Genomic DNA, 24,430 nt, shown 5'->3' with positions numbered 1-24,430 from the left:
TGATTAACCTTCCGCTAACCGGGAAAGCCCTCGGGACCGCCGCCCCCGGCGGCACACCCCGGACGACGGAGGGAATTCTCGTGTTCCGTCACACGAAGCTGCTGCAGTTCGAAGCCAAGCCCGAAAAGCCCGACCCCGTCTACGCCCACAAGCTCCAGGAACTCATCGGCGGTGCGTTCGGTGAGATGACCGTGACCATGCAGTACCTGTTCCAGGGCTGGAACTGCCGCATCGAAGGCAAGTACAAAGACCTGATCATGGACACCGCGACCGAAGAGATCGGGCACGTCGAGATGCTCGCGACCATGGTCGCCCGCCTGCTCGAAGGTGCGCCCTCGACCGTCACGGCCGAAGCCGTCAAGGACCCCGTCATGGCCGCCATGATCGGCGGCATGGACGTCCAGCAGGCCATCGTCGCCGGCGGCGGCGCCCTGCCCGCCGACAGCAACGGCACCCCGTGGAACGGCAAGTACATCATCGCCTCCGGCAACCTCCTGGCCGACTTCCGCGCCAACGCCGCAGCTGAGGCCCAGGGCCGCCTGCAAACCGCCCGGCTGTACAACATGACCGACGACCCCGGCGTCAAGGCGATGCTGAAGTTCAACCTCGCCCGCGACACCGTCCACCAGAAGCAGTGGCTGGCCGCCATCGAAGAGCTCAAGGCCGACGGCCTCGAAGACGAGATCGCCCCCAACGCCCTGCTCGACGAAGAAGACCAGACCCACAACCACACCATCTGGCACCTCTCCGACGGCCCCGACGGCGCCAAGGGCACCAGCTGGACCACCGGCGCCGGCATCGAATACCTCATGGACCCCGAGCCGCTCGGCGGCCCGGGCACGGCGCCGAAGCCGGACCCGGCCCTGTTCAGCACCTACGCGCCCCTCCAGGACGCCAAGGGCACGGCCAAGGGCAAGGCCAAGGAGATCAAGAACAAGCTCACCTGACGCCTGAAGGCGCATCGGCGCGGGACCGCCGGACCCCGGCGGTCCCGCGCCGGGTGGTGCGTCCGGGTGAGGAGGCCGACGTCACGGTGTCCGGAAGCCCCCGGCTGGGTATCACGTCCGGAGATCACTCGCACCTCTGGAGGCCCAGTGCAGCCTTGGCCCGGTTCCCCCTACCCGCTCGGGGCCGATTACGACGGCGTCGGTACCAATTTCGCGATCTTTTCCGAGGTCGCCGACCGCGTCGACCTGTGCTTGTTCGCTCCGGACGGAACCGAAACCCGGGTCCGGCTGCCGGAGGTCGACGGCTTCGTCCACCACGGCTACCTGACCGGCGTCGGCCCCGGCCAGGAGTACGGCTTCCGGGTCCACGGGCCGTACGACCCCGCCCGCGGCCTGCGCTGCAACCCCGCGAAGCTCCTGCTCGACCCGTACGCCAAGGCGGTCACCGGCAAGGTCGACTGGGACGAGTCGGTGTTCAGCTACCGGTTCGGCAACCCCGACGAGCGCAACGACGACGACTCGGCGGCGCACACCGTCCGGGCGGTCGTGGTCAACCCGTACTTCGACTGGGCCAACGACCGGCCGCCGAACGTGCCGTACAACGAGACCGTCGTCTACGAAGCCCACGTCCGCGGCCTGACCAAGCTGCACCCGGACATCCCGGAGGAGCTGCGGGGCACGTACTCGGGGCTGGCGCACCCGGTGATGATCGACTACCTCAAGACCCTCGGCGTCACGGCCGTCGAGCTGATGCCGGTCCACCAGTTCCTGCACGACCACGCCCTCACCGAGCGCGGCCTGGCCAACTACTGGGGCTACAACACCATCGCCTTCTTCGCGCCGCACAACGAGTACGCCGCCTCGATCATGTCCGCGACCCCGGGCAGCGAGGTGCACGAGTTCAAGGCGATGGTGCGGACGCTGCACGAGGCCGGCATCGAGGTCATCCTCGACGTCGTCTACAACCACACGGCCGAGGGCAACCACCTCGGGCCGACGCTGTCCATGCGCGGCATCGACAACCAGGCCTACTACCGGCTGGTCGAGAACGACCCGCAGTACTACATGGACTACACCGGCACCGGCAACTCCCTGAACGTGCGCCAGCCGCACACGCTGCAGCTCATCATGGATTCGCTGCGCTACTGGGTGACGGAGATGCACGTCGACGGCTTCCGGTTCGACCTCGCCGCGACGCTCGCGCGCGAGTTCTACGACGTCGACCGGCTGGCCACGTTCTTCGACCTGGTCCAGCAGGACCCGGTGGTGAGCCAGGTGAAGCTGATCGCCGAGCCGTGGGACGTCGGGCCGGGTGGCTACCAGGTCGGCAACTTCCCGCCGCTGTGGACGGAGTGGAACGGCGCCTACCGGGACACCGTCCGCGACTTCTGGCGGGGTGAGCCGGCCACGCTGGGCGAGTTCGCCTCCCGGATCACCGGCTCGTCGGACCTCTACCAGAACGACGGCCGCCGCCCGTTCGCGTCGATCAACTTCGTCACCGCGCACGATGGCTTCACGCTGAACGACCTCGTCTCCTACAACGAGAAGCACAACGAGGCCAACGGCGAGGACGGCCGCGACGGCGCCGACGACAACCGGTCGTGGAACTGCGGTGCGGAGGGCCCGACCGAGGACGAAAAGGTCCTCGACCTGCGGGGCCGCCAGCGCCGGAACCTGATCGCCACGCTGCTGCTGTCCCAGGGCGTGCCGATGATCCTGCACGGCGACGAGCTGGGCCGGACCCAGCAGGGCAACAACAACGCCTACTGCCAGGACAACGAGCTGTCCTGGGTGGACTGGTCGCAGCTGGAGCGCAACCGCGAGCTGTTCGAGTTCACCTCGGCCGTGGTCGACCTGCGCCACCAGCACCCGGTGTTCCGCCGCCGCCGGTTCTTCGCCGGCCGCCCGATCCGCCGCGGCGACGAACTGCGCGACATCGCCTGGTTCACCCCGTCGGGCGAGGAGATGACCGACCAGGACTGGGAGGCCGGTTTCGGCCGCACCATCATGGTCTTCCTCAACGGCACGGCGATCCCCGACCTCGACGCGCGCGGCGAGCGCGTGGTGGACGACTCTTTCCTGCTCTGCTTCAACGCCCACGACGACGACATCACGATGACGATTCCCGACGGCGAGTACGGCGAGGAGTGGGCGATCGTGCTGGACACCGCCAGCGGCGAGGTGTACCACCGGTCCGTGGGCGGCGTCCTGGTCGGCGGGGTCGCGGGCGACCAGCTGGCCACGCCCCGCACGATCGAAGGTCACGGCGAACTGGTCGTCGCGGGCCGCTCGCTGACCGTGCTGCTGCGCACCAAGGAGCAGGAGGCGTAAGACCGTTCACGCCGGGTAGCCGGGGCGCAGCGGCACAGCGCCCCGGCTACCGCCGCGTTGAACGGGAGGCACCCATGGACAAGGCGACGTACCGCATCGAGGTCGACGCCCCGGCCCAGGCCTGCTACGACTGGTGGCGGCCGCTGACCCGGCTGCCGGAGATCTTCTCCGACGTCGAATCGGTCGAGGCGATCACCGGCGACGGAACGCGGACGCGCTGGAAGGTGGCGGGCCCGGCCGGGACCACCGTCGAGTGGGAAGCGCGGATCACCGAGGACTCCGCGCCGCACCGGCTCGCCTGGACCACGGTGGCGGAGGCCGATCCGGACGTCACCAACGCCGGCGTCGTCCGCTTCGAGGACCTGGGCGACAGCCGGACCGGGCTGGCGGTCGAGCTGGAGTACAGCCTTCCCGGCGGGAAGCTCGGCGAAGCGGTCGCCGCCCTGCTGGCGAACCCGCAGCACAAGGTCGAGCGGGCCTGCACCGAGTTCAAGCGGATCATCGAAACCCGCTAGCCCGGGCGCCGGCCGGTGTGCCCGGCCGGCGTCAAGCCCCGATCGGGGTGGTCCTCCGGTCACGAACGCCGAGGCGCCGGGTCAGCTCGTCGAGCAGCTCCGGGCCGGCCGAGCCCAGGTCCACCTCGGCCGGGAGCCCGTGGCCGAGCGGCAGCAGGCCGTCCAGCAGCACGCCCGCCGCGCCCAGCACCAACCCGGTGTCCCCCGCGTCTCCGGCGAGTTCGCGCAGCCACGGCGTCAGCACCACGTCGAAGGCGCCGGCGGGCCCGCCGCGGCAGCAGAACTCCACCCGGTACCGGAGGCCACCGGCCGGGCGGACCTGCCAGACCGTGCTCGACGCGCTCAGGGTCATCCCTCCCGGTACCCGCTCCCCCGTCCGGCAAACCGACGGCGAACCCGGGTGTGTCCGCGCGGCAGCCCGGCCGGAACAACCCGTTCGGCGCGTGTAACCCCGCCGGGCTCGGGTACGCGCGGCCCACAGTCCATTCCCCGGCCGCAGCAGGTGGGAGTCCCATGACCGACACGGTGACACGCCCAGCTCCGATCCCGCACCGGCCGGTGTGGCGGGGACAGCGGGGCGCGACGATCCTGAAGACGATCCGCACCACCGACCACAAGACGATCGGCGTGCTGTACCTGACGACGTCGTTCGGGTTCTTCCTGATCGGGGGCCTGACGGCGCTGCTCATGCGGGGTGAGCTGGCCCGGCCCGGGCTGCAGTTCCTCTCGCCGGAGCAGTACAACCAGCTGTTCACCATGCACGGCACGATCATGCTGCTGCTCTACGCCACGCCCAACTTGTTCGGGTTCGCGAACTTCGTCCTGCCGTTGCAGATCGGCTCGCCGGACGTGGCCTTCCCCCGGCTCAACGCGTTCTCCTACTGGCTGTACCTCTTCGGCGGCACGGTCGTGCTCTCCGCCTACGCCACCCCGGGCGGCCCGCCCGACTTCGGCTGGACCGCCTACACGCCGCTGTCCAACGCCATCCACTCCCCCGGCGTCGGCGGGGACCTGTGGATCGCGGGGCTGATCGTCACCGGCCTCGGCACCATCCTCGGCGCGGTCAACATGATCACCACGATCGTGTGCCTGCGCTGTCCGGGGATGCTGATGTGGCGGATGCCGATCTTCACCTGGAACATCCTGTTCACGTCGATCCTGATCCTGCTCGCGTTCCCGATCCTCACCGCCGCGCTGTTCGGGCTGCTGGCCGACCGGCACCTCGGTGCGCACGTGTTCGACCCGGAGAACGGCGGCGCGATCCTCTGGCAGCACCTCTTCTGGTTCTTCGGCCACCCCGAGGTCTACGTGGTCGCCCTGCCCTACTTCGGGATCGTCACCGAGATCATCCCGGTGTTCAGCCGGAAACCGCTGTTCGGCTACAAGCTGATGGTGTTCGCGACGATCGGCATCACGGCGCTGTCGGCGGCGGTGTGGGCCCACCACATGTTCGCCACCGGCGCCGTGCTGCTGCCGTTCTTCTCGATCATGACGTTCTTCATCGCGGTGCCGACCGGGATCAAGTTCTTCAACTGGATCGGCACGATGTGGAAGGGCTCGATCACCTTCGAGTCACCGATGCTGTGGTCGGTCGGCTTCCTCGTCACCTTCCTGCTCGGCGGCCTGACCGGCGTCATCCTGGCCGCCCCGCCGCTGGACTTCCACATCCACGACACGTACTTCGTCGTCGCCCACTTCCACTACGTCCTCTTCGGCACGATCGTGTTCGCCACCTTCGCCGGCATCTACTTCTGGTTCCCGAAGATCACCGGCCGGATGCTCGACGAACGCCTGGCGAAGTGGCACTTCTGGACGACGTTCATCGGCTTCCACACGACGTTCCTCATCCAGCACTGGCTCGGGGACGCGGGCATGCCGCGCCGGTACGCCGACTACCTGTCGAGCGACGGCTTCACCTGGATGCACATGGTGTCCACCATCGGCGCGTTCATCCTCGGCCTGTCGGTGCTGCCGTTCATCTGGAACGTCTTCAAGAGCTACCGCTACGGCGAGCCGATCGGGGTCGACGACCCCTGGGGCTACGGCAATTCCCTCGAGTGGGCGACGACCAGCCCGCCGCCGCGGCACAACTTCCTCGAGCTGCCGCGCATCCGCTCCGAGCGCCCCGCGTTCGAGCTGCACTACCCGCACATGGTCGAGCGGATGCGCGCCGAAGGCCACGTCACCCGCGGTCACCCGAAGGGCAAGGCGTCCCCGGCCGAGGTCGTGGCCGGCGCCATCCAGCCCAGCGAGCAGGGCGAGAGTGAAGACCCCCGCGGCCGCTGACCCCGGGCCGCCGCTGCAGGCGTGGGAACGGCGGCGGCTGCGCGGGATCGAGCGGGGGCTGCAGCCGGACGCGCGGGGGCGGCGGTTGCTGTGCGTGGCGCTGGACGCCGTCGCGCTCGCGCTGCTGGCCGCCGGGATCTTCCTGGCGCTGCCGTGGCTGTTCGCGGCCTGCGTGGCCGGCAACCTCGCCGTCTGCGCGCACCTGGCGCCGGGGAGCCGGCGGAGCCGAGGAGGAGGAACCGCATGGCCGAAGTGACCGTCGACGACCTGAACGGGCTGCTCGAGTCCGGCGTGCCGGACCCGGTGCTGGTCCTGACCGGCGGCCGGCTGGTGGTCGAGCCGTCCGGCGACCGCACCGCGGGCGCGAGCGAGGTGATCACCCGCGGCGCCCTGCGCGAGCAGCTCGACGAGCGCCCGCTGGAGCTGATCGCGGCGACGCTCTCCACGGCGATCGTCCAGCGCGGCGGCTGAGCGCGGGAAAGCCGCCGGGCATCCCGGCGGCTTTCCCGTGGCGGGTCAGAGGATCGGCGCGCCGCCCGTCACCGCAACGCGCGCTCCGGAGACGTAGCTGCCGTCGTCGGAAGCCAGCAGGACGTACACCGGCGCGAGTTCGGCCGGCTGCCCGGCGCGGCCGAGCGGCACCTGCTCACCGAAGGACTTCACCTGCTCCTCCGGCATGGTGGCCGGGATCAGCGGCGTCCAGATCGGCCCGGGCGCGACGCTGTTGGCCCGGATCCCCTTCGGCCCCAGCAGCTGCGCCAGCGCCGCGCACATGTTCGCGATGCCGGCCTTCGTCACGTCGTAGGGCAGCAGCTGCGGGGTCGGGTTGTCGGAGTTGACCGAGGAGCTGCCGATGATCGACGCCCCCGGCTTCATGTGCGGCACCGCCGCCTTGGTGAGGTGGAAGAACGCGCTCAGGTTGATGGCCAGGGTGCGGTCCCACTCCTCGTCCTCGATCTCTTCCAGGGTTTCGTGGGTCATCTGGAAGGCGGCGTTGTTCACCAGGACGTCGATCCGGCCGAACTCTTCGACCGCCCGGGCGACCAGGGCCCGGCAGTGCGCCGGATCGGCGACGTCCCCGGGCACGACGACGGCCTTGCGCCCGGCCTCTTCCACCCAGCGCCGCGTCTCTTCGGCGTCCTCGTGCTCGTCGAGGTAGGAAATCAGGACGTCGGCGCCTTCGCGCGCGTACGCGATCGCCACCGCGCGGCCGATGCCGCTGTCCGCCCCGGTGATCAGCGCGGCCTTGCCGGTGAGCTTGCCGGAGCCGCGGTAGCTGTGCTCGCCGTGGTCGGGCCGCGGGGTCATCGCGGCGATGGTCCCGGGTGGGGTCTGCTGCTGGGCGGGCTGCTCGGACACGGGTGGCTCCTCGGGTGCGGGAATGGATCTCGCTGTCGGTGTTCCCGCCGTCCCGGCAAACATTCTGTCATCTTGATGATGACTTGGCTCTTGTCATCGTTTGGATGACATGCTAAAAACGAAGTGCGTGTTGACACCCACCGTGCGAAGCGAGGAGGAGGACACCGATGTTGATGCGCACCGACCCGTTCCGTGAGCTGGACCGCCTCACCCAGCAGGTCCTGGGTACCGCCGGAACCTGGTCGAAGCCGTCGGCGATGCCGATGGACGCCTACCGCGCCGGCGACGAGTTCGTGGTCTGCTTCGACCTGCCGGGCGTCGCCCCGGACGCCATCGAGCTGGACATCGAGCGCAACGTGCTGACGGTCAAGGCCGAGCGCCGCCCGCTCCCCGGCGGCAACGACGTGGAGATGCAGGTTTCCGAGCGGCCGCTGGGCGTCTTCTCCCGCCAGCTGTTCCTGGGCGAGAGCCTCGACACCGACCACATCGCGGCCGACTACGAGGCCGGCGTGCTGACGCTGCGCATCCCGGTGGCCGAGAAGGCCAAGCCGCGGCGCATCGAGATCACCGGCGCGCAGTCCGACCGCAGGGAGATCCAGGCCTGATGCGCCCGGAGGCCCGAGCCGCGGCGGAGCGCATCTTCGCCGCGGCGGCCGACCTCGGCACCACCCGCCAGGAGGCGATCCTGGTGACCCGGGCGGTCCACGCGGTGAAGAAGGGCCGCCCGACCGAGGTCGCCTTGACGGACACACCCCAGCACCGGCGGCGCAGGCTGGCCCACGTCGTCGGCTGCGAGCTGTGGGACCCGGGATTGGAAGCGGACGAGGTCCTGGCGGCGGTCATCGAGGTGGGCCGAACGGCCGTGCACGAGCGGCAACGTTCGATGGCCGCCTGACCGGGCGGCGGATTGGGGTACCGGCGGCCCGGCTCGTCACGCGAGCGAGCCGCCTACCCCGCCGCCCGTTCCGTCCGCCGCACCGTCACGGACGGCTCCTGCCCCGTCCCCGACAGCGGCGTCGACCCGAACCAGTCCAGGCACACCACCATCGCGTCGTCCTCGACCTGGCTGCCGTGCCGGCGGGTCGACAGCTCCCGCAGCACCGCGCCCGGCACGTGCGCGGCCGGGAGTTCCGCCGTCGCCGTCACCGCTTCGGCCAGCTCGCGGTCGCCGTAGCGCTCCCCGTGCGGGCCGACCGCGTCGTACACGCCGTCGCTCACGAACACGAACCGGTCGCCTTCGGCGGCCTGGAAACCCTCGACCACGTAGATCGTGCCGTCGAACGTGCCCAGCGGGAGCTGCTCGTCGAACAGGATCCGCTCCGCCTTGCCGTCCCGCAGCCGCCACAGGCGCGGCGAACCCGCGTCGACCACCGCCACCGCGCCCGTACCGAGGTCGAACTCCAGCAACAGCGCGGCCACGTGCTCCTCGCCGCGGTAGTGGGCGTAGAGCGCCTGGTCGGCGAGCTCGGCCTGCGCGTCGAGCGGGATCCCGGCGCGCCGGGCGTTGCGCAGCGCGTTCACCGCGAGGTTCGTCAGCAACGCCGCTTCGCTGCCCTCCCCCATGCCGTTGATCAGCGTCACCGCCAGCTTCCGCGCGGACGCCGACCAGTCGAAGCAGTCGCCGTAGATCGCGTACGCCGGCTCGAGCTGACCGCCGAGCGCGAACTCGGCGCGCGTGCACGCCCGCCCGGGCAGCAGCTGCCACTGCATCTCCGCGGCCAGCGTCAGCCGCGAAGACCGCCGCGCCTGGATGTAGAGGTCGGTGTCCCGATCGGCGACGAACAGCTCGTGCGCCACCGCTTCGGCGAACCGCTGGAGCTCCGCCCACACCGGCGGCTCCGGTTCGCAGGGCAGCGTGACGGCCAGCACACCCAGGCGGTCGCCGCGGACGCTGACCGGCAGATAACCGGTGACGCGGTCGCCGTCGCGGGAAAAAGCCGCCGTCTGGGTGAGGAACGCCGCTCCCGGGGTCGTGCCCTCGACCGGGATCGGCTCCGCCGTGTACGGCTGCTCACCGACCTGGCACAGCTCCGTGAGGGCGTAGTCGGCCATCAGCAGCTCGACCGCCTCGGCGCCGAAGTGCTCGCCGAGCCCCGCACGCAGGGCGCCGGGCAGGTCGTGCGGCGGTACGTCGCGGAGCAGCCGCTCCACCGCCAGGGATCTGTCCAACGCCCGCCTCCTGCTCACGCGCCCGTGCCGGGCCGGTTCCGTAGAGTCTGCGCCGCTCCGGCGCGCCGGTCCACGGCGAGTCGCGCGAGCTGTGCTGCCGGTTCAGCATAGGGATGCCAGAGTGGACGCCGTGGATCGATCCCGCGACCAGCCCGCCCCGGACGGGACGGCTGCCGTGTCGGACCTCGCCCGCCTCTTCGAGTCGGTGGTCGAGGGCGAGCGGGACGTGTCGCCGCGTCCGCTGTCCATTTCGCAACTGCGGGCAGTCGTCGCACTCGATCGCCACGACGGGGTCAACCTCCGGCAGCTGGCCGAGCAGCTGGGCTCGACGCCGCCGCTGGTCAGCAGGCTCTGCGACCGGCTGGAGGCCGTCGGGTTCCTGGAACGCCTGCCCAGCGCGCGCAGCCGGCGGGAGCTGACCCTGCGGCTGTCCGACCGCGGCCGCGCCTACCTGCAGGACCTGCGGAACCGGCGCCGGGACCGCGTCCAGGCGCTGCTGGCGAAGATGAGCCCCGCGGGGCGGCTCGCGCTGGCCGCCGGGCTGGAGGAGTACCGGGCACTGGCGGAGACGGCCGGTGATGCCCCGGATTTGCGCCCCTGATATTACTGTTGTTGTATAGCAATGGTCAGGCCGGCGTACAGCAGAGCGCGCCCCGAACGGAGGAGGCGTCGGTGCTGGGCACGGACGACAGCCAGGTCCGCACGGTCCTGGCGCGCATGCTGGCGGAAGACCGCACGGCGCTGGCCCGCGACTGGGCCGGCCAGGAGCCGCGCGAAGGCGACCGCACCGGGCAGGAACTCCGGCGCGAAGCCGTCGAGCTGCTCGAGGCTCTCCGCGAAGCGCTGAGCGGCACCCTGCCGGTGTCCCGGATCGTGGACCAGAACCCCGCGGTGCGGGACGCGCTGACGTCGCTTTCGGAGCGCCGGGCCCGCGCGGGCGCCCAACCGTCGGCCACCGCGATGGCGATCCTCGCGCTCAAGCGCACCATGCTGAGCGCGATCGAGCGCCACACCGACGACTCCGCCCTGCGCTACCGGGCCGCGCTGCTGGTCAACGAGCTGCTCGACAGCGCGGGCGTGCTGACCTTCGAGGTCTACTCCGCCGGCCGCGAGTCGATCATCCGCGAGCAGCACAGCCAGATGCTCGAGCTGTCCACGCCGGTCGTCCGGCTGTGGCGCCACGTCCTCGCGGTTCCCCTGATCGGCACGCTGGACAGCGCCCGCACGCAGGTCGTGATGAACAGCCTCCTCGAGTCGATCCAGGCGAACGAGGCCCGGGTGGCGATCATCGACATCACCGGCGTCCCGACCGTCGACACCGCGGTCGCGCACCACCTGCTGCAGACCGTCAGCGCCGTCCGGCTGATGGGCGCGGAGTGCGTGATCAGCGGGATCCGCCCGTCGATCGCGCAGACGATCACCCAGCTGGGCATCGACCTCTCGCACATCGTCACCCGCGGCTCGCTGGCCGACGCGCTGGCGACGGCGATGCAGCTGCTCGGCGACAGCGCCCGCCCGGGCGCGGTGACCGGGTGAACGCCGGCCTGCCGATCCTGCGGCTCGGGGACATCCTGCTCGGCGGCCTGCTGAGCGACCTCGACGACAAGACGGCCCTGGCGTTCACCGACGAGCTGACCGAGCGGATCGCGAACGAGGGCATCCGCGGGGTCATCATCGACATCTCCCGGCTGGAGATCATCGACTCGTTCGTCGCCCGCGTCCTGATGCAGCTGGCCAGCACCGGGCGGTTGCTCGGCACGCGGATGGTCGTGGCCGGCATGCGCCCGGCCGTCGCGCTGACCCTGACCGAGCTCGGGCTCCAGCTCACCGGCGTCCGGACCGCGCTCAACGCGGAGCAGGCGATGGAGCTGCTGGGCTGGCGCCGTCCCGCCGAGGCCGCCGAAGAGGCGCCTCATGCTTCCTGACGAACGGACCGTCCCGCCCGGCGAGCACCCGGTCCGGGTGGAGGAGGACCTCCTAGCGGCCCGCCACGCCGTGCGGGCCGCCGCGGTCGCCGCCGGCTTCTCGATCGTCGACCAGACGAAGATCGTCACCGCGGCCAGCGAGCTCGTCCGCAACGCCTACATCCACGGCGGGGGCGGCACGATGACCGTCGAACAGGTCCGGGCCCCGGGCGGGCGGCTCGGGCTCCGGCTGCGCGTGCGCGACGAAGGACCCGGGATCGCCGACGTCGAGCAGGCCATGACCGACGGGTTCAGCACCGGAGCGGGCCTCGGGCACGGCCTCGGCGGCACCCGGCGGCTGGTCGACGAATTCGACCTCGACACCGCACCCGGCCGCGGCACCACCGTCACGGTGGTGCGCTGGAAGCCATGACCGCGACCGTCGCCGGCCTGACGCGCCGGATCCGCGTCGACCACCCCAGCGCCGCGTACGCCGCCGCGCGCGTCGCCCGCGAAGCCGCGCACGAGGCCGGGCTCGCGGGCGTGCTCGCCGACCGCGCCGCGGTGGTGGCGGCCGAGCTCGCCGGCAACATCGACAAGCACACCGGCGGCGGCTCGGTGCTCGTGCAGCGGTCGCTGACCGGGCGCGGCGTCGAAGTGCTGGCGGCCGACGACGGCCCGGGCATGGCCGACCTCGACCACTGGCTGCTCGACGGCAACACGACCACCGCCACCCTGGGCACCGGCCTCGGCGCCGTGAAGCGGATGGCGGCGGAGTTCCGGATCACGTCCTCGCCCGCGGCCGGCACGCTCGCCGCCGCCCGCCTGCTCGACCCCGCCGCACCCCCGCTCCGGCGGGCGGCCGGGCACTTCCGCCTGCCCCGCGACGGCGAGGAGCACTGCGGTGACGCCGTCGCGCTGGCCGACGTCACCGGCAGCCGGACCGCCGTCGTCGCCGACGGGCTCGGCCACGGGCCCGACGCGGCCGAAGCCGCGGAAGCCGCGCTGCGCGTGTTCACCGAGAACCCGGACCGCCCGCTGCCCCACCAGCTCACGAACATGCACCGCGCGCTGCGCGCGACCCGCGGGGCGGCGGTCGCGCTCGTGCGGATCGCGCCGCGCCGGCTCGAGTTCTGCGGCGTCGGCAACGTCAGCGGCGCCAGCATCGGCGACGGGCCGTCCCGGCTGCTGCTCAGCACCCCCGGCATCGTCGGGTTCACGCTGCCGTCGGCGCCGGTCCGGCACCTGGCCCTGGCCGAGGACGACGTCGTCGTCCTGCACACCGACGGCGTCGGCACCGGCTGGCGCGTGCCCGGCCGGGCCCCGGACCTGCTGCTGCTCGCGGCGGACCTCGCCCACCGGCACCGCAACGCCCGCGACGACGCGGCGATGCTCGCACTGAGCGCGGACGGGGCCGCCTGATGCGCCCCGACCTGGCCCGGATCCGGCGCCGGCTGCGCACGGCCTGCACCGAGGCCGGCGTGCCCGCCGACGAGCGCGGGCGGCTGGTCCTGGCCGTCACCCTGCTCGCCGAACCCGCCCTCACCGCGGGCGAAACGGTGGACGTGGCGACGGCAGCTTCGGACCGGCGCCTGGCGGTCACCGTGCAGCTGGGCCACCCCGTCGCCCAGGGCACCCGCGACGCCCTGCCGCTGCTGCCCGAGCGCGGCGACGGCCGGACGCTGACCTGGCACCTCACCGGCGGCCGCCCGGCGGACCCGGCCGACCCCGACGACGAGCGGGCGACGCGCGAGGAGATGCTGGCCCTGGTGGCCCGCACCGACACGCTCACCCACGAGCAACGGAACCTCAAGCACGAGCTCGCGGAGACCAACAGCGGCGTGCTGGCGATGTACGTCGAGCTCGAACAGCGGGACGAACAGCTCCGCCGCGCCCACGCGGCCATCTTCCGCGAGCTGGAGGACGCGCTGCGCCCGCGGCCGCCGGTGGTGCCGGGCCTGGAGCTGGCGGTCCACTACTCGCCCACCGACCAGGACTCCCCGACCGGCGGCGACCTCTACGACTGGTTCGTCCTGCCCGACGGCCAGGTCCACGTGACCCTGGTCGACGCGGTCGGCCACGGCGTCACCTCGACCCGGCACGCACTGACGATCACGCACGCGATCCGCACGCTCGCCTTGGAGGGGCACCCGTTCCGCGACCTGATCGCGCACACCTCCCACACGCTGGCGGCGATCGAGCCGGGCTTGATGGCCACGGTGCTGCTGGCCCGCATCGACCCGGCAACGGGCCGCACCCGCTTCGCGAACGGCGGCCACCCGGAACCGGTGCTGGTCACGGCGGCCGGCCCGGCCCGGCTGCTGCCGGCCCCGGCGCCGGGCCGCGGGGTCGGCTTCCCCGACCCGGGCACCCGCGAGCTCGTCGAGGTGGTCCTGGCCGAGGGCGACACGGTGCTGCTGTACACGGACGGCCTGGTGGAGAGCCGCAAGGACATCGACGAGGGCCAGACGCGGCTGTTGAAGCTGGCGGAGGCCCACCGCACCGGCCCGGCGGCGGCCCTCCCGCGGGAGCTGGTCACCCGGATGCACGACGTGGTGCTGCACGCCGACGACACGGTGGTCCTGGCCCTCCGCCGGACCCCGCCCCGGTGACCAAGGCGGGCACTTTCACGTGAAAGTGCCCGCCTTGGGGCGTGGCTTCCCCGTGAGAGCTGCGGGTCGCGGTCGTGTGGGGACGCCGTTGCGGGGTATCCCGTCTTCGATGCCTGCCTCCACCACCGCCGCCCGGGTGCGCGCCCTGTCCGCCGGCACCGAACGCCCGGGCCGTCCCCCGGTCGTCCTGCTGCCGGGCCTCGGCGCGCCCGGCTACCTCGCCGACACCCTGCACGGGTGCGCCGCCGCCACCCGCGCCCACCTCCTCGACGTCCCCGGCTTCAGCGCCCCCGGCCCGCCGGTCTGCGAGCCGGAGCTCGACGCGATCGCCGGCACCGTCACCGCCTGGCTGGACCGCCCGTCCGTCCTCTTCGGACACTCGACCGCCGCGCAGGTCGCCGTCGCCGTCGCGGTGCGGCGCCCCGACCTGGTCCGGGCGCTCGTGCTCGCCGGGCCGACGTTCCCACCGCAGCTGCGCCGCCTCGGCCCGCTCACCGCGGCGTTCCTGGCCGACGTGGTCCACGAATCGCCGTCCGCCCTGCCCGGCACCGTCCCGCACTACCTGCGCGCCGGCCCCCGGCGCCTGCTGCGGATGATCCGCTCGGCCCAGCGGGACGCCCCGGAACGGGCGATGCCGCTGCTGCGCTGCCCCGTGCTGGTCGTGCGCGGCCGCCGGGACACGCTGAGCCCCGAGCCCTGGGCGCGCTCGCTGGCCACCGCCGCGCACGGCGAGTTCGTCACCGTCCCGGGCCCGCACGCCTTCCCCGCCCGCTCCGGCGGCGCGACCTCGGCGTTGATCACGCGGTTCGCCGGCGGTTAGCCCCGGCGCCCCCGGGTATGCCGACGACCCGTCGGAAGGAGGCGCTGTGCGTGCGATGGTGTACCGAGGGCCGTACAAAGTCCGTGTCGAAGAGAAGGACGTCCCCGCGATCGAGCACCCCGGCGACGCGATCGTCCGGGTGAAAATGGCCGCGATCTGCGGTTCGGACCTGCACCTGTACCACGGGATGATGCCGGACACGCGCGTCGGCATGACGTTCGGGCACGAATTCATCGGCGTCGTCGAGGAAGTCGGCTCCGGGGTGCAGAACCTCAAGCGCGGCGACCGCGTCATGGTGCCGTTCAACGTCTTCTGCGGCACGTGCTGGTTCTGCGCGCGGGGGCTGTACTCCAACTGCCACAACGTCAACCCGAACGCCACCGCCGTCGGCGGCATCTACGGCTACTCCCACACCTGCGGCGGCTACGACGGCGGGCAGGCCGAGTTCGTCCGGGTGCCGTTCGCCGACGTCGGCCCGTCGATCATCCCGGACTGGCTGGACGACGAAGACGCCGTCCTGCTCACCGACGCGCTCGCCACCGGCTACTTCGGCGCCCAGCTCGGCGAGATCGTCGAAGGCGACGTGGTCGTGGTGTTCGGCGCCGGACCGGTGGGCCTGTTCGCGGCGAAGTCGGCGTGGCTGATGGGCGCGGGCCGCGTCATCGTGGTCGACCACCTCGAAGACCGCCTGGAGAAGGCGCGCACCTTCGCCCACGCCGAGACGTACAACTTCACCGAGTACGACGACATCGTCGTGCACCTGAAGAAGCTGACCGGCCACCTCGGCGCCGACGTCGCGATCGACGCGGTCGGCGCCGAGGCCGACGGCAACCTCACCCAGCACCTCACCGCGGCCAAGCTGAAGCTGCAGGGCGGCTCGCCGGTGGCGCTCAACTGGGCCATCGACGGCGTCCGCAAGGGCGGCACGATCTCGGTGATGGGCGCCTACGGCCCGATGTTCAGCGCCGTCAAGTTCGGCGACGCGATGAACAAGGGTCTCACGCTGCGGATGAACCAGTGCCCGGTGAAGCGGCAGTGGCCGCGGCTGTTCGAACACATCCGCAACGGCTACCTCAAGCCGAGCGACATCGTCACCCACCGCATCCCGCTCGAGCACATCGCCGAGGGCTACCACATGTTCTCCGCCAAGCTGGACGGCTGCATCAAGCCGCTCATCGTGCCGGACGCCGGCTGAGGAAGGAACGACCATGACTTACACGTCCGAGCGGCCGCCGATCGCCGAATCGAGTGACAGCCTGCTGCGCGGATCCCCGGCTGGGGCGCGGACCTGGACCCGAAGGACCGGCCGTCGGTGCCGAAGCTGCAGTGGCAGGAGGACCGCAGCGGCGCCCACTGGGAATTCCCCGAGCGGCAGCCGGAGAAGTGGCCGCGGGAACGCTCGATCGAGCACAAGTTCCTGACTCCCGTCTTCGGCACGTCGTGCCCGCCCAAAGGCCTGTCCGGGGTGCTGCGCAAGCTGTCCTACCGCAAGTACAGCGAAGGCCGGGCCGCCCACTGGCTGCTCCTGCTGGCCGCCGACCGGGTGGACGCGTGGGAGAGCCACCTGCGCTCGTTCACCACCCTCCGCCCGGACAACCCGATCACCGAAACCGGCGTGCTGAGCGAGTTCTCCCGCCACGGCTTCTCGTCACGGGTGGGCCGCAACCGCACCGACGTCAAGCACCACCCGCTGGACCCGATCATCGTCGCGGGCCCGTGGGTGCTGGCGGCGGGGCTGGCCTTTTCGGCGGCCCGGAAGGTGCTGCGGTGGCGCCGCCGATGATCGCGCGGCTCGCGGCGGCGGGGCTCCTCGCGCTCGTGTGCACGGCCTGCGCCCCGGCGTCCGAGCGGACGGCGCCGCCGCCGGCGAAGGCCCACGGCGTCGCCGTGGACGGGAAGCTGACCACGAAGGCGGGAGTCCGGGAAGAACGGGGGTTGTCGCGGGCAGGCACGGGTACGCACGGCTGACGGTCACCGACTTCCGGGAGAGGCCATGAGCCCCAGCCACGTTCCCGCCCCCACCCGCGGTCCGGGCCGCGCGACCCGTGCGGCGGGCTCGGCGGCCGCCGCCGCCGACGAGCGGCTGCACGCGGCCGCGGGCCTGCGTCACCAGTTCAACAAGGTCTTCCCCACCCACTGGTCGTTCCTGCTCGGCGAAGTGGCGCTCTACAGCTTCCTGGTGCTGCTGCTGAGCGGTGTGTACCTGACGCTGTTCTTCGACCCCTCGATGCAGGAGGTCACCTACCACGGCGTGTACGCGGACCTGCAGGGCGTGCCGATGTCGAGGGCGTTCGCGACCACCCTCGACCTGTCGTTCGAGGTCCGCGGCGGGCTGTTCGTGCGGCAGCTGCACCACTGGGCGGCGCTGATCTTCGTCGCCGCCATGATGGTGCACATGCTCCGGATCTTCTTCACCGGAGCCTTCCGCCGTCCCCGCGAAGCCAACTGGATCATCGGGGCACTGCTGCTGATCCTCGGCATGTTCGAGGGGTTCTTCGGCTACTCCCTGCCCGACGACCTGCTCTCCGGCACCGGCATCCGCGCCACGCTGTCCGGGATCGTGCTGTCCCTGCCGGTGGTCGGGACGTGGCTGCACTGGGCGATCTTCGGCGGCGAATTCCCCGGCGACGTCATCATCCCGCGGCTGTACACGGTCCACATCCTGCTGATCCCGGGGATCATGCTCGCGCTCGTCGGCGTGCACCTCGCCCTGGTCTGGTACCAGAAGCACACGCAGTTCCCGGGCGTGCGGCGGAAGGAGAGCAACGTCGTCGGCGTCCGGATCCTGCCGGTGTTCGCGCTGAAGGGCGGCGCGTTCTTCGCGCTCGTCACCGGGCTGCTGGCGCTGATGTCCGGGCTGTTCCAGATCAACCCGGTGTGGAAGTTCGGCCCGTACGACCCGTCGAAGGTCTCCGCCGGCTCCCAGCCCGACTGGTACATGGGGTTCGCCGACGGCCTGCTGCGCGTCTACCCGCCGTGGGAGCTGTTCCTCGGCAAGTACACGATCCCGCAGCCGTTCTTCGCCGGCGTCATCGGCATGACGGTGCTCTTCGGCGCCCTGCTCGGCTACCCGTGGCTCGAACGGAAGCTGTCCCGGGACACCGCCCACCACAACCTCGTCCAGCGGCCGCGCGACGCCCCGGTCCGCACCAGCATCGGCATGATGGCGCTCGCGCTCTACGGCGTCCTGACGCTGTCGTCGTTCAACGACATCATCGCGCTGCAGTTCGACATTTCGCTCAACGCCACCACGTGGGCCGGCCGGATCGGGCTGGTGCTCGCCCCGCCCGTGGCGTACCTGCTGACCTACCGCAGCTGCCTCGCCCTCCAGCGATCGGACCGCGAAGTCCTCGAGCACGGCCTCGAAACCGGCATCATCACCCGGTCTCCGGGCGGCACCTACGTCGAGGTCCACCAGCCGCTCGACGGCAAGGCACTGGCCTACCAAGGAGCGCCCGTGCCGAAGAAACCGAACAAGCTCGGCGCCGCCGGGCACGCGCTCCCGGGCAGCCTGCTGCGGCCCGACCCGCCGGAGGAGACCGCGGCCCTGGAGGCGGCGGCCCGCCGCGGAGACGTCCGCCACGGCCTCGGCGGCGAACCGCAGGACGGGCGGGCCGGGTCGTGACCGGCGCGGCGATCCCGTCCCGGTGGCAGGTCGACATCCTCGTCTACGAAGACGAGTACTCCTACCCGGTGCTGCTCCTGCAGCCGGGCCGCGCGGACGACCACCGGCAGCTGCGCCGGCTCCTGGGCCGGGCGGGACTGGCGGCCCCGTCGACGTGGGAGTGGGAGCGCGGGTTCTGGCCGCTGGCGGCGGGCTGCGAAGTCACCGTGACCGAGTGCCCGGCGGGTGTGACCGTGCACGTCGGCGAGCACACCCTGAGGGTCGGCTTCCGGTTCGAGGCGCCGCCCCAGCCCTGGCTCGCGGCCGCGCGCCGGCAGCAACAGGTGCTGTTCGTGCTGCTGCCACCCCGCCCCCACCCGGCCGGAGACGCCCTGATCATCGACGACGTGAGCAGGCTGGTCCGCCCCGCCGAGCGGACCGGCTGCCTGGCGGGCACCATTCCGCTGGGCGATCACTGACCCCGCCGGTCAGGGTCCGTTGGTCAGCGAGAGGTTGAACGTGTACCGGGACGCCCGGTACACGTGCCACCCGTACTCGACGACCCGGCCGGAGTCGTCGTACGTCGTGCGCTGCATCGTCAGCAGCGCGGCGCCCGGCTCCTCCCGCAGCAGTTCCGCGTCCTCTTCGGTCGCGAGCCGCGCGCCGATGTTCTGCTCGGCCGCGTGCAGCCGCACGCCCGCCGACCGCAGCAGCTGGTAGAGCCCGCGTTCGCGCAGCTCGTCGTCGGCCGGGTCGAGGACGCCCTCGGGCAGGTAGTTGTTCATCAGGGCGAGCGGCTCGCCGTCGGCCGAGCGGAGCCGCTTCAGCCGCCGCACCTGCGTCAGCCCGGGCGCTTCCAGCAGCTCGGCCACGTCGGGGCCGGCGTCTTCGACGCGGTTGAGCAGCACCGCTGTCCCGGGGTGGCCGCCGAGCCCGGCGAGGTCGTCGAACAGGCTGCTCAGCCGCAGCGGCCGGGCCACCTTCGTGCGGACCACCTGCGTGCCGACCCCGCGCCGCCGCACGAGCAGGCCCTGGTTGACCAGCGTCTGGATGGCCTGGCGGATCGTCGGGCGCGAGAGGCGCAGGCTCGCGGCGAGGTCGACTTCGTTGCCCAGCCGCGAGCCCGCCGGCAGCCTGCCGTCCTCGATGGCGGCGTGCAGCTGCCGGGACACCTGGAAGTACAGCGGCTCGGGGCTGCCCGGGTCCACGACGATCTCGCGGCCCGCGTCCCAGGCCGGGAAGTTGACGTCCGCCTTGCTCATCCCCGGAGGCTACCGTCACCCTTCGGGCTGACCTATTGTCCATATGTCTTGACAAAGTATCGGACCACTGGAATCGTCGTCACCAGGGACACGAAGGGCGTGCCTCGACGACCGGAAGCGGGGAGCGGGACTGTGACCGACGTGCTGCGGCGCCTCGTCCACCGGCGGGTGCACGACCCGGGAGCGATCGCCGAGGCGGCCGCGAACCGCGTCCGGGCCGAGTCGCCGTTCAACACCAAGGGCCGCGCGATGATCATCGCGGCGGACCACCCCGCCCGCGGCGCGAACGCGGTGGGCGGCGATCCGTCGGCGATGGCCCACCGCGGTGAGCTGCTGGAGCGGCTGTGCCTGGCCCTGGAACGCCCGGGGGTCACCGGTGTCCTGGCGACCGCGGACGTCATCGACGATCTGCTGCTGCTCGGCGTGCTGGACGGCAAGACGGTGCTCGGGTCGATGAACCGCACCGGGCTCGCCGGGTCCAGTTTCGAGATCGACGACCGTTTCGCCTGCTACGACGCGGAAACGATCGAGCGGATGCGCTTCGACGGCGGCAAGGCGCTGACCCGGATCTGCCTCGACGACCCGGCCACGCCGAGCGTCCTCGAGAACACCGCGAAGGCGATCAACGAGCTGGCGGACCGCAAGCTGATCGCGCTGGTCGAGCCGTTCCTGTCGACCTGGGTCGACGGGCGGCTGCAGAACGACCTGTCCCCGGACGCCGTGATCAAGGCGATCACCATCGCCGCCGGCCTCGGCCACTCCTCGGCGTACACGTGGCTCAAGCTGCCGGTGGTCGAGGAGATGGAGCGCGTGCTGGCGTCCTCGACGCTGCCGGCCGTCCTGCTCGGCGGAGAGGTCAAGGACCCGGACGCCGCGTTCGCCGCCTGGCAGCGGGCGCTGACCCAGCCGACGGTGCAGGGCCTGGTGGTCGGCCGGTCGCTGCTCTACCCCCGCGACGGCGACGTCGCCCAGGCCGTCGACACCGCCGTCGGGCTGCTGTGAACCCGCACCGGCGCCACTACCCGGAGGACACTGTGGACACCATCGAGCACTGGATCAACGGCACCGCCACCCCGGCGGGCTCGACCCGCACGGCCCCGGTCTTCGACCCGGCCACCGGGCGGCGGCAGGCGCAGGTCCTGCTGGCCGAGGCGTCCGATGTGGACAGCGCGGTTTCGGCCGCGGGCAAGGCCTTCGAGTCGTGGGGCGACTCTTCGCTGTCCCAGCGCACCAAGGTGATGTTCGCCTTCCGCGAGCTGCTCGTGCGGCACGAAGACGAGCTCGCCCGGATCATCTCCGCCGAGCACGGCAAGGTGGTCGAGGACGCCCGCGGCGAGGTCGTCCGCGGCCGCGAGGTCGTCGAGTACGCGTGCGGCATCGCCGACGCGCTCAAGGGCGGTTTCTCCGACCAGGTTTCGCGTGACGTCGACGTGCACGACTTCCGCCAGCCCCTGGGCGTGGTCGCCGGCATCACGCCGTTCAACTTCCCGATCATGGTCCCGCTGTGGATGCACCCGATCGCCATCGCCAGCGGCAACACGTTCGTCCTCAAGCCGAGCGAACGCGACCCCTCAGCGTCGAACTTCGTCGCCCAGCTGTACGCGGACGCGGGGCTGCCCGAGGGTGTGTTCAACGTCGTGCACGGCGACAAGACGGCGGTCGACGCGATCCTCGACCACCCCGGCATCGCGGCGGTGTCGTTCGTCGGGTCAACCCCGATCGCCAAGTACGTCCACGAGCGCGCCACCGCGACGGGCAAGCGCGTCCAGGCCCTGGGCGGCGCGAAGAACCACGCGGTCGTCCTCCCCGACGCCGACCTCGAGTACGCGGCCGGCCACCTCACAGCGGCGGCATTCGGCTCGGCCGGCCAGCGCTGCATGGCGATCTCCGTAGCGATCGCGGTCGGCTCGGCCGGCGACAAGCTGGTGAAGATCCTCGAACGCAAGGCCGCGGAGGTGAAGGTGGGCCCCGGCACCGACCCGGCCAGCGACATGGGCCCGCTGGTGACGCAGGCCGCCCGCGAGCGCGTCCTCAACTCGATCACCCGCGGCGCGGAACAGGGCGCAAAGGTGGTGGTCGACGGCCGAGGCCTGACGGTCGAAGGTTACGAGGAGGGCTTCTTCGTCGGCCCGTCCCTGCTGGACGAGGTAACCCGGGAGATGGACGCCTACCGCGAGGAGATCTTCGGCCCGGTCCTGGCCATCATCCGCACCGAGACGCTCGACGAAGCAATAGCAACGATCAACGCCAACCCGTACGGCAACGGCACAGCACTCTTCACCGCCGGCGGCGAAGCAGCCCGCAGGTTCCAACGCGAGGTGAAGGTGGGCATGATCGGCATCAACGTCCCGATCCCGGTCCCCATGTCGTACTACTCATTCGGCGGCTGGAAGGACTCCCTGATCGGCGACAGCCCCATCCACGGCCCGGCAGGAGTCCGCTTCTACACACGCGCCAAGGTGGTCACCACCCGCTGGCCCCACACGGACGCGGCTTTCACCTTCCCAACCTCCACCTAGAGCCCCGGTCCCGCGGGAGCGCCCGCCTGCCCTGGCGGGGCCCACTCCCGAGCCCAGCCCCCGGAATCCAGCCACCCCCGGGCCCGGCCACCTCCGGGCCCGGCCCACCCCGAGCCCGGTCCACCCCGGACCCGGCGCACCCACGAGCCTTGCCCACCTCCGGGCACAGCCACCCCCGGGCTCGGCAACCCCCGGGCCTGGGGCGGTTAGACCCCGGGTCGGTGAGCGTCATCCAGCCACTCCCCGCAGCCAGCGCATACGGCCAGCGGCCGAATCGGCCGAGTCACCGCCACGCCAGGTGCGCCGTCATCCGTCCACCCCGCCCGCGCCCCGCCACCACCGCACCCGGCGGGCGATCGCCCGCCGGGCCGCCGGGCCGGGCCGGGCCGGGCGGGCCGGGGAAAGGTCATCCGGCCATTCCCCGGGCCAGCGCACCGAGCTACCGCCCGAGGCCGGGCCCCTAGGGCGCAACGCCAGGGCCCACCACCGGAAACCCCAACCCACTCCGACCAAGCTCATCCCACAAACGGCCCAGCCACCGCCGCACCGGGCGAACGGCACCCGCCCACCTCGCCCATGACCAGCGACCACCTCCGCACCTCGCGAGCGATCGCTCGCGAGGCCCAGCCCCGCCCGGCCCGGCCCGGCCCGGCCCGGCCCGGCCCGGAGGGAACGTCATCCGGCCACTCCCCTGCAACCGGTGCACCCGGCGAGCAGCCGAGCCGCCTCAGCCACGGCCGCATGGGCGAAGCGCCATCCGGCGACCGGCGACCGGCGACCGGCGACCGGCGACCGGCGACCATAGCCGCCCTCAGGCGCCCTCCGGCTCGCGATCGAGCCGCGCGACCGCGCCAGGCCGAACGTCATCCGGCATCGCCCCCACAACCCGCGCACCCAAGCGCACCCAGCCAGCAGCCCAGCCGTCCCCAGCCACTGCCACCCCGGCAAGCCGCCATCCGGCCGCCCCCACACAACCGGAACACTTCTCTCCGTTTTCCGGTACCGTGGCGGCAGCCCGCTGAAGGAGGCTGCCGTGGGATACCGAGGCCCGCTCCCCAAAACCGCCATCGCCCGCTACAACCGTTGCGTCGGGTCGCTCCGCACGTCACCCCGCTGGGGGCCGATGGTGCGCCGTCGGCTCACCGAGATCACCTACACCGGCCGGCGGTCGGGGCGGACCTTCAGCACGCCCGTCGGCTATCGGCGGGCCGGTGATCTTGTGACCATCGGCGTCATGATGCCGGATGCGAAGTCGTGGTGGCGCAACTTCACCGGCGACGGTGGGCCGATCACCCTCGACCTCGATGACACCGGCCGCACCGGGCACGCGGTTGCGCGCCGGGATGCCAAGGGGCGGGTCACCGTCACCGTGCGCCTCGATGGTGATGCCTAGCCGGGGTCGGCGGCCATTCCGTGCCAGAGCAGGTCGGCGAGTTCCGCCGCGTCGCGCTTCCAGTCGCCGTTCGGGTCGAGCCAGAGCAGGCCGCCCATGCCGCGCATCACCAGTACCGGGGTCAGGCCCGGGCGGACCGTTCCGGCCGCCCGGTTGGCTTCGAGCATCGCCGCCACCGCGCCGAGCATTTCCTCGAAGGCGTCGACCGGGAGCTCGCCCCGGGCGGCCGTCGCCGTCCGGAGGGCGTCGGCCAGGCCCTTCTTGGTCATCATGTAGTGGGCGACGTGGTCGGTCACCCACACCCGCATCGCCTTGTCCGGGGCGTGCTTCTCCAGCAGCACCGGCACGACCTCCACGATGTGCCGGACCTCCCGCCGGTAGACCGCCAGGATCAGCGCCTCCGGGGTCGGGAAGTGGCGGTAGACCGTGCCGACGCCGACGCCGGCCTGCTTGGCGATCGCGTTGAACGAGACCTCGCCCGTGTCGGCCAGCGAGGCCGCCGCCGCGATCAGGATGCGCTCGTGGTTGCGCCGCGTGTCCGCGCGGCGGGGGCTGACCGAACCGGTCGTCATCGTTCCTCCCGGTGGTCGTGCCGTCCTGCTGAATCTAGCCGAGTGCTGGAGCAACTCCAGGGTGATCTTTTCGTTGCCAAGCGGATTGTAATCCGCTAGCCTCGCGGCGAGTGAAGCGGATGAGTATCCGCTCCCGC

General features: G+C 71.9%; 28 protein-coding genes. 23 read left to right on the top strand and 5 right to left on the bottom strand.

From position 1 onward, the window contains the following. The first annotated feature begins 80 nt into the window (after positions 1-80). The 3 genes from ACLJPY_RS25990 to ACLJPY_RS25980 all read left to right on the top strand — a co-directional run bounded on the left by ACLJPY_RS25990 (position 81) and on the right by ACLJPY_RS25980 (position 3,793). Positions 81-947, top strand: coding sequence for a manganese catalase family protein (locus ACLJPY_RS25990; RefSeq protein WP_410592248.1), 867 nt, complete (start codon positions 81-83; stop codon positions 945-947). A gap of 147 nt (positions 948-1,094) precedes the next feature. Next, entirely contained in the window at positions 1,095-3,278 is a 2,184-nt protein-coding gene (gene glgX / locus ACLJPY_RS25985; protein ID WP_410592246.1) for a glycogen debranching protein GlgX, read from the top strand. 74 nt (positions 3,279-3,352) lie between these two features. Then, positions 3,353-3,793 carry an SRPBCC family protein gene (locus tag ACLJPY_RS25980; protein ID WP_410592244.1) on the top strand — a complete coding sequence of 147 codons (441 nt, stop codon included), beginning with the start codon at positions 3,353-3,355 and terminating at the stop codon, positions 3,791-3,793. Positions 3,794-3,824: 31 nt separating this feature from the next. Here the strand turns inward: ACLJPY_RS25980 and ACLJPY_RS25975 are convergent, their stop codons facing one another. Continuing rightward, positions 3,825-4,145, bottom strand: a complete 321-nt coding sequence (locus ACLJPY_RS25975) for a hypothetical protein (protein ID WP_410592242.1) — start codon at positions 4,143-4,145, stop codon at positions 3,825-3,827. 161 nt (positions 4,146-4,306) lie between these two features. Between ACLJPY_RS25975 and ctaD the strand changes: the two genes are divergently transcribed. From ctaD to ACLJPY_RS25960, 3 genes are read left to right on the top strand one after another with little or no spacing between them, the layout of a single operon-like run. Continuing rightward, complete coding sequence (gene ctaD / locus ACLJPY_RS25970; RefSeq protein ID WP_410592240.1) at positions 4,307-6,079, top strand: cytochrome c oxidase subunit I; 1,773 nt, start codon at positions 4,307-4,309, stop codon at positions 6,077-6,079. After that, complete coding sequence (locus ACLJPY_RS25965; RefSeq protein ID WP_410592238.1) at positions 6,057-6,335, top strand: hypothetical protein; 279 nt, start codon at positions 6,057-6,059, stop codon at positions 6,333-6,335. Before ctaD ends, ACLJPY_RS25965 begins: the two co-directional genes overlap by 23 nt. Next, on the top strand, positions 6,323-6,550 hold the full coding sequence (locus tag ACLJPY_RS25960) for a hypothetical protein (protein WP_410592236.1): 228 nt from the start codon (positions 6,323-6,325) through the stop codon (positions 6,548-6,550). The genes ACLJPY_RS25965 and ACLJPY_RS25960 overlap by 13 nt, the downstream gene beginning before the upstream one ends. 45 nt (positions 6,551-6,595) lie before the next feature. Here ACLJPY_RS25960 and ACLJPY_RS25955 read toward each other — a convergent pair whose 3' ends face one another. Then, positions 6,596-7,438 carry an SDR family oxidoreductase gene (locus ACLJPY_RS25955; protein WP_410592234.1) on the bottom strand — a complete coding sequence of 281 codons (843 nt, stop codon included), beginning with the start codon at positions 7,436-7,438 and terminating at the stop codon, positions 6,596-6,598. Between the two features lie 167 nt (positions 7,439-7,605). Here ACLJPY_RS25955 and ACLJPY_RS25950 point away from each other — a divergent pair, with 167 nt between their 5' ends. Further along, positions 7,606-8,043: an Hsp20/alpha crystallin family protein gene (locus ACLJPY_RS25950; RefSeq protein WP_410592232.1), complete on the top strand. Its 438-nt coding sequence runs from the start codon at positions 7,606-7,608 to the stop codon at positions 8,041-8,043. Beyond that, positions 8,043-8,333, top strand: coding sequence for a hypothetical protein (locus ACLJPY_RS25945; RefSeq protein ID WP_410592230.1), 291 nt, complete (start codon positions 8,043-8,045; stop codon positions 8,331-8,333). Before ACLJPY_RS25950 ends, ACLJPY_RS25945 begins: the two co-directional genes overlap by 1 nt. 53 nt (positions 8,334-8,386) lie before the next feature. Here the strand turns inward: ACLJPY_RS25945 and ACLJPY_RS25940 are convergent, their stop codons facing one another. Continuing rightward, the gene (locus ACLJPY_RS25940; protein ID WP_410592228.1) at positions 8,387-9,607 is read right to left on the bottom strand and encodes a PP2C family protein-serine/threonine phosphatase; all 1,221 of its coding nucleotides are present in this window, start codon (positions 9,605-9,607) and stop codon (positions 8,387-8,389) included. A gap of 175 nt (positions 9,608-9,782) precedes the next feature. Between ACLJPY_RS25940 and ACLJPY_RS25935 the strand changes: the two genes are divergently transcribed. The 12 genes from ACLJPY_RS25935 to ACLJPY_RS25880 all read left to right on the top strand — a co-directional run bounded on the left by ACLJPY_RS25935 (position 9,783) and on the right by ACLJPY_RS25880 (position 19,026). Continuing rightward, positions 9,783-10,208: a MarR family transcriptional regulator gene (locus ACLJPY_RS25935; protein WP_410592475.1), complete on the top strand. Its 426-nt coding sequence runs from the start codon at positions 9,783-9,785 to the stop codon at positions 10,206-10,208. A 71-nt stretch (positions 10,209-10,279) separates the two neighbouring features. Then, on the top strand, positions 10,280-11,143 hold the full coding sequence (locus tag ACLJPY_RS25930) for an STAS domain-containing protein (RefSeq protein WP_410592227.1): 864 nt from the start codon (positions 10,280-10,282) through the stop codon (positions 11,141-11,143). Beyond that, complete coding sequence (locus ACLJPY_RS25925; protein ID WP_410592226.1) at positions 11,140-11,532, top strand: STAS domain-containing protein; 393 nt, start codon at positions 11,140-11,142, stop codon at positions 11,530-11,532. The genes ACLJPY_RS25930 and ACLJPY_RS25925 overlap by 4 nt, the downstream gene beginning before the upstream one ends. Further along, the gene (locus tag ACLJPY_RS25920) at positions 11,522-11,944 is read left to right on the top strand and encodes an anti-sigma regulatory factor (RefSeq protein WP_410592224.1); all 423 of its coding nucleotides are present in this window, start codon (positions 11,522-11,524) and stop codon (positions 11,942-11,944) included. The genes ACLJPY_RS25925 and ACLJPY_RS25920 overlap by 11 nt, the downstream gene beginning before the upstream one ends. Continuing rightward, a complete protein-coding gene (locus ACLJPY_RS25915) occupies positions 11,941-12,933 on the top strand; it encodes an ATP-binding protein (protein ID WP_410592222.1) in 993 nt (330 codons plus the stop codon). Before ACLJPY_RS25920 ends, ACLJPY_RS25915 begins: the two co-directional genes overlap by 4 nt. Then, a complete protein-coding gene (locus ACLJPY_RS25910) occupies positions 12,933-14,123 on the top strand; it encodes a PP2C family protein-serine/threonine phosphatase (RefSeq protein WP_410592221.1) in 1,191 nt (396 codons plus the stop codon). The genes ACLJPY_RS25915 and ACLJPY_RS25910 overlap by 1 nt, the downstream gene beginning before the upstream one ends. A gap of 109 nt (positions 14,124-14,232) precedes the next feature. Then, entirely contained in the window at positions 14,233-14,943 is a 711-nt protein-coding gene (locus tag ACLJPY_RS25905) for an alpha/beta fold hydrolase (RefSeq protein ID WP_410592219.1), read from the top strand. 55 nt (positions 14,944-14,998) lie between these two features. Next, the gene (locus ACLJPY_RS25900) at positions 14,999-16,138 is read left to right on the top strand and encodes a zinc-dependent alcohol dehydrogenase (RefSeq protein WP_410592473.1); all 1,140 of its coding nucleotides are present in this window, start codon (positions 14,999-15,001) and stop codon (positions 16,136-16,138) included. Between the two features lie 117 nt (positions 16,139-16,255). Next, a complete protein-coding gene (locus ACLJPY_RS25895; protein WP_410592217.1) occupies positions 16,256-16,726 on the top strand; it encodes a hypothetical protein in 471 nt (156 codons plus the stop codon). After that, complete coding sequence (locus ACLJPY_RS25890; RefSeq protein ID WP_410592215.1) at positions 16,711-16,911, top strand: hypothetical protein; 201 nt, start codon at positions 16,711-16,713, stop codon at positions 16,909-16,911. The genes ACLJPY_RS25895 and ACLJPY_RS25890 overlap by 16 nt, the downstream gene beginning before the upstream one ends. Before the next feature lie 25 nt (positions 16,912-16,936). Further along, positions 16,937-18,568, top strand: coding sequence for a cytochrome b (locus ACLJPY_RS25885; RefSeq protein ID WP_410592213.1), 1,632 nt, complete (start codon positions 16,937-16,939; stop codon positions 18,566-18,568). Next, positions 18,565-19,026, top strand: coding sequence for a hypothetical protein (locus tag ACLJPY_RS25880; protein WP_410592211.1), 462 nt, complete (start codon positions 18,565-18,567; stop codon positions 19,024-19,026). The genes ACLJPY_RS25885 and ACLJPY_RS25880 overlap by 4 nt, the downstream gene beginning before the upstream one ends. 9 nt (positions 19,027-19,035) lie before the next feature. Here ACLJPY_RS25880 and ACLJPY_RS25875 read toward each other — a convergent pair whose 3' ends face one another. Next, entirely contained in the window at positions 19,036-19,809 is a 774-nt protein-coding gene (locus ACLJPY_RS25875; protein WP_410592209.1) for a GntR family transcriptional regulator, read from the bottom strand. A gap of 132 nt (positions 19,810-19,941) precedes the next feature. Here ACLJPY_RS25875 and ACLJPY_RS25870 point away from each other — a divergent pair, with 132 nt between their 5' ends. From ACLJPY_RS25870 to ACLJPY_RS25860, 3 genes are all read left to right on the top strand, one after another. Beyond that, positions 19,942-20,811 (top strand): aldolase, encoded by an 870-nt coding sequence (locus tag ACLJPY_RS25870; RefSeq protein ID WP_410592207.1) that lies wholly within the window; start codon positions 19,942-19,944, stop codon positions 20,809-20,811. A gap of 32 nt (positions 20,812-20,843) precedes the next feature. Further along, positions 20,844-22,328, top strand: a complete 1,485-nt coding sequence (locus tag ACLJPY_RS25865) for a CoA-acylating methylmalonate-semialdehyde dehydrogenase (RefSeq protein WP_410592205.1) — start codon at positions 20,844-20,846, stop codon at positions 22,326-22,328. A 1,033-nt stretch (positions 22,329-23,361) separates the two neighbouring features. Next, positions 23,362-23,721: a hypothetical protein gene (locus ACLJPY_RS25860; protein WP_410592204.1), complete on the top strand. Its 360-nt coding sequence runs from the start codon at positions 23,362-23,364 to the stop codon at positions 23,719-23,721. On the opposite strand, the gene ACLJPY_RS25855 is transcribed toward ACLJPY_RS25860, so the two are convergent. Further along, entirely contained in the window at positions 23,718-24,293 is a 576-nt protein-coding gene (locus ACLJPY_RS25855; RefSeq protein WP_410592202.1) for a TetR/AcrR family transcriptional regulator, read from the bottom strand. The genes ACLJPY_RS25860 and ACLJPY_RS25855 overlap by 4 nt on opposite strands. Positions 24,294-24,430 lie beyond the last annotated feature (137 nt).

Origin of the sequence: Amycolatopsis sp. lyj-23 (assembly GCF_046549135.1) — a bacterium.
In the GTDB taxonomy this organism is placed as follows: Bacteria; Actinomycetota; Actinomycetes; order Mycobacteriales; family Pseudonocardiaceae; genus Amycolatopsis.
Note: the sequence above shows the minus strand (reverse complement) of the source record. Positions and strands in the feature narration are given on the sequence as shown.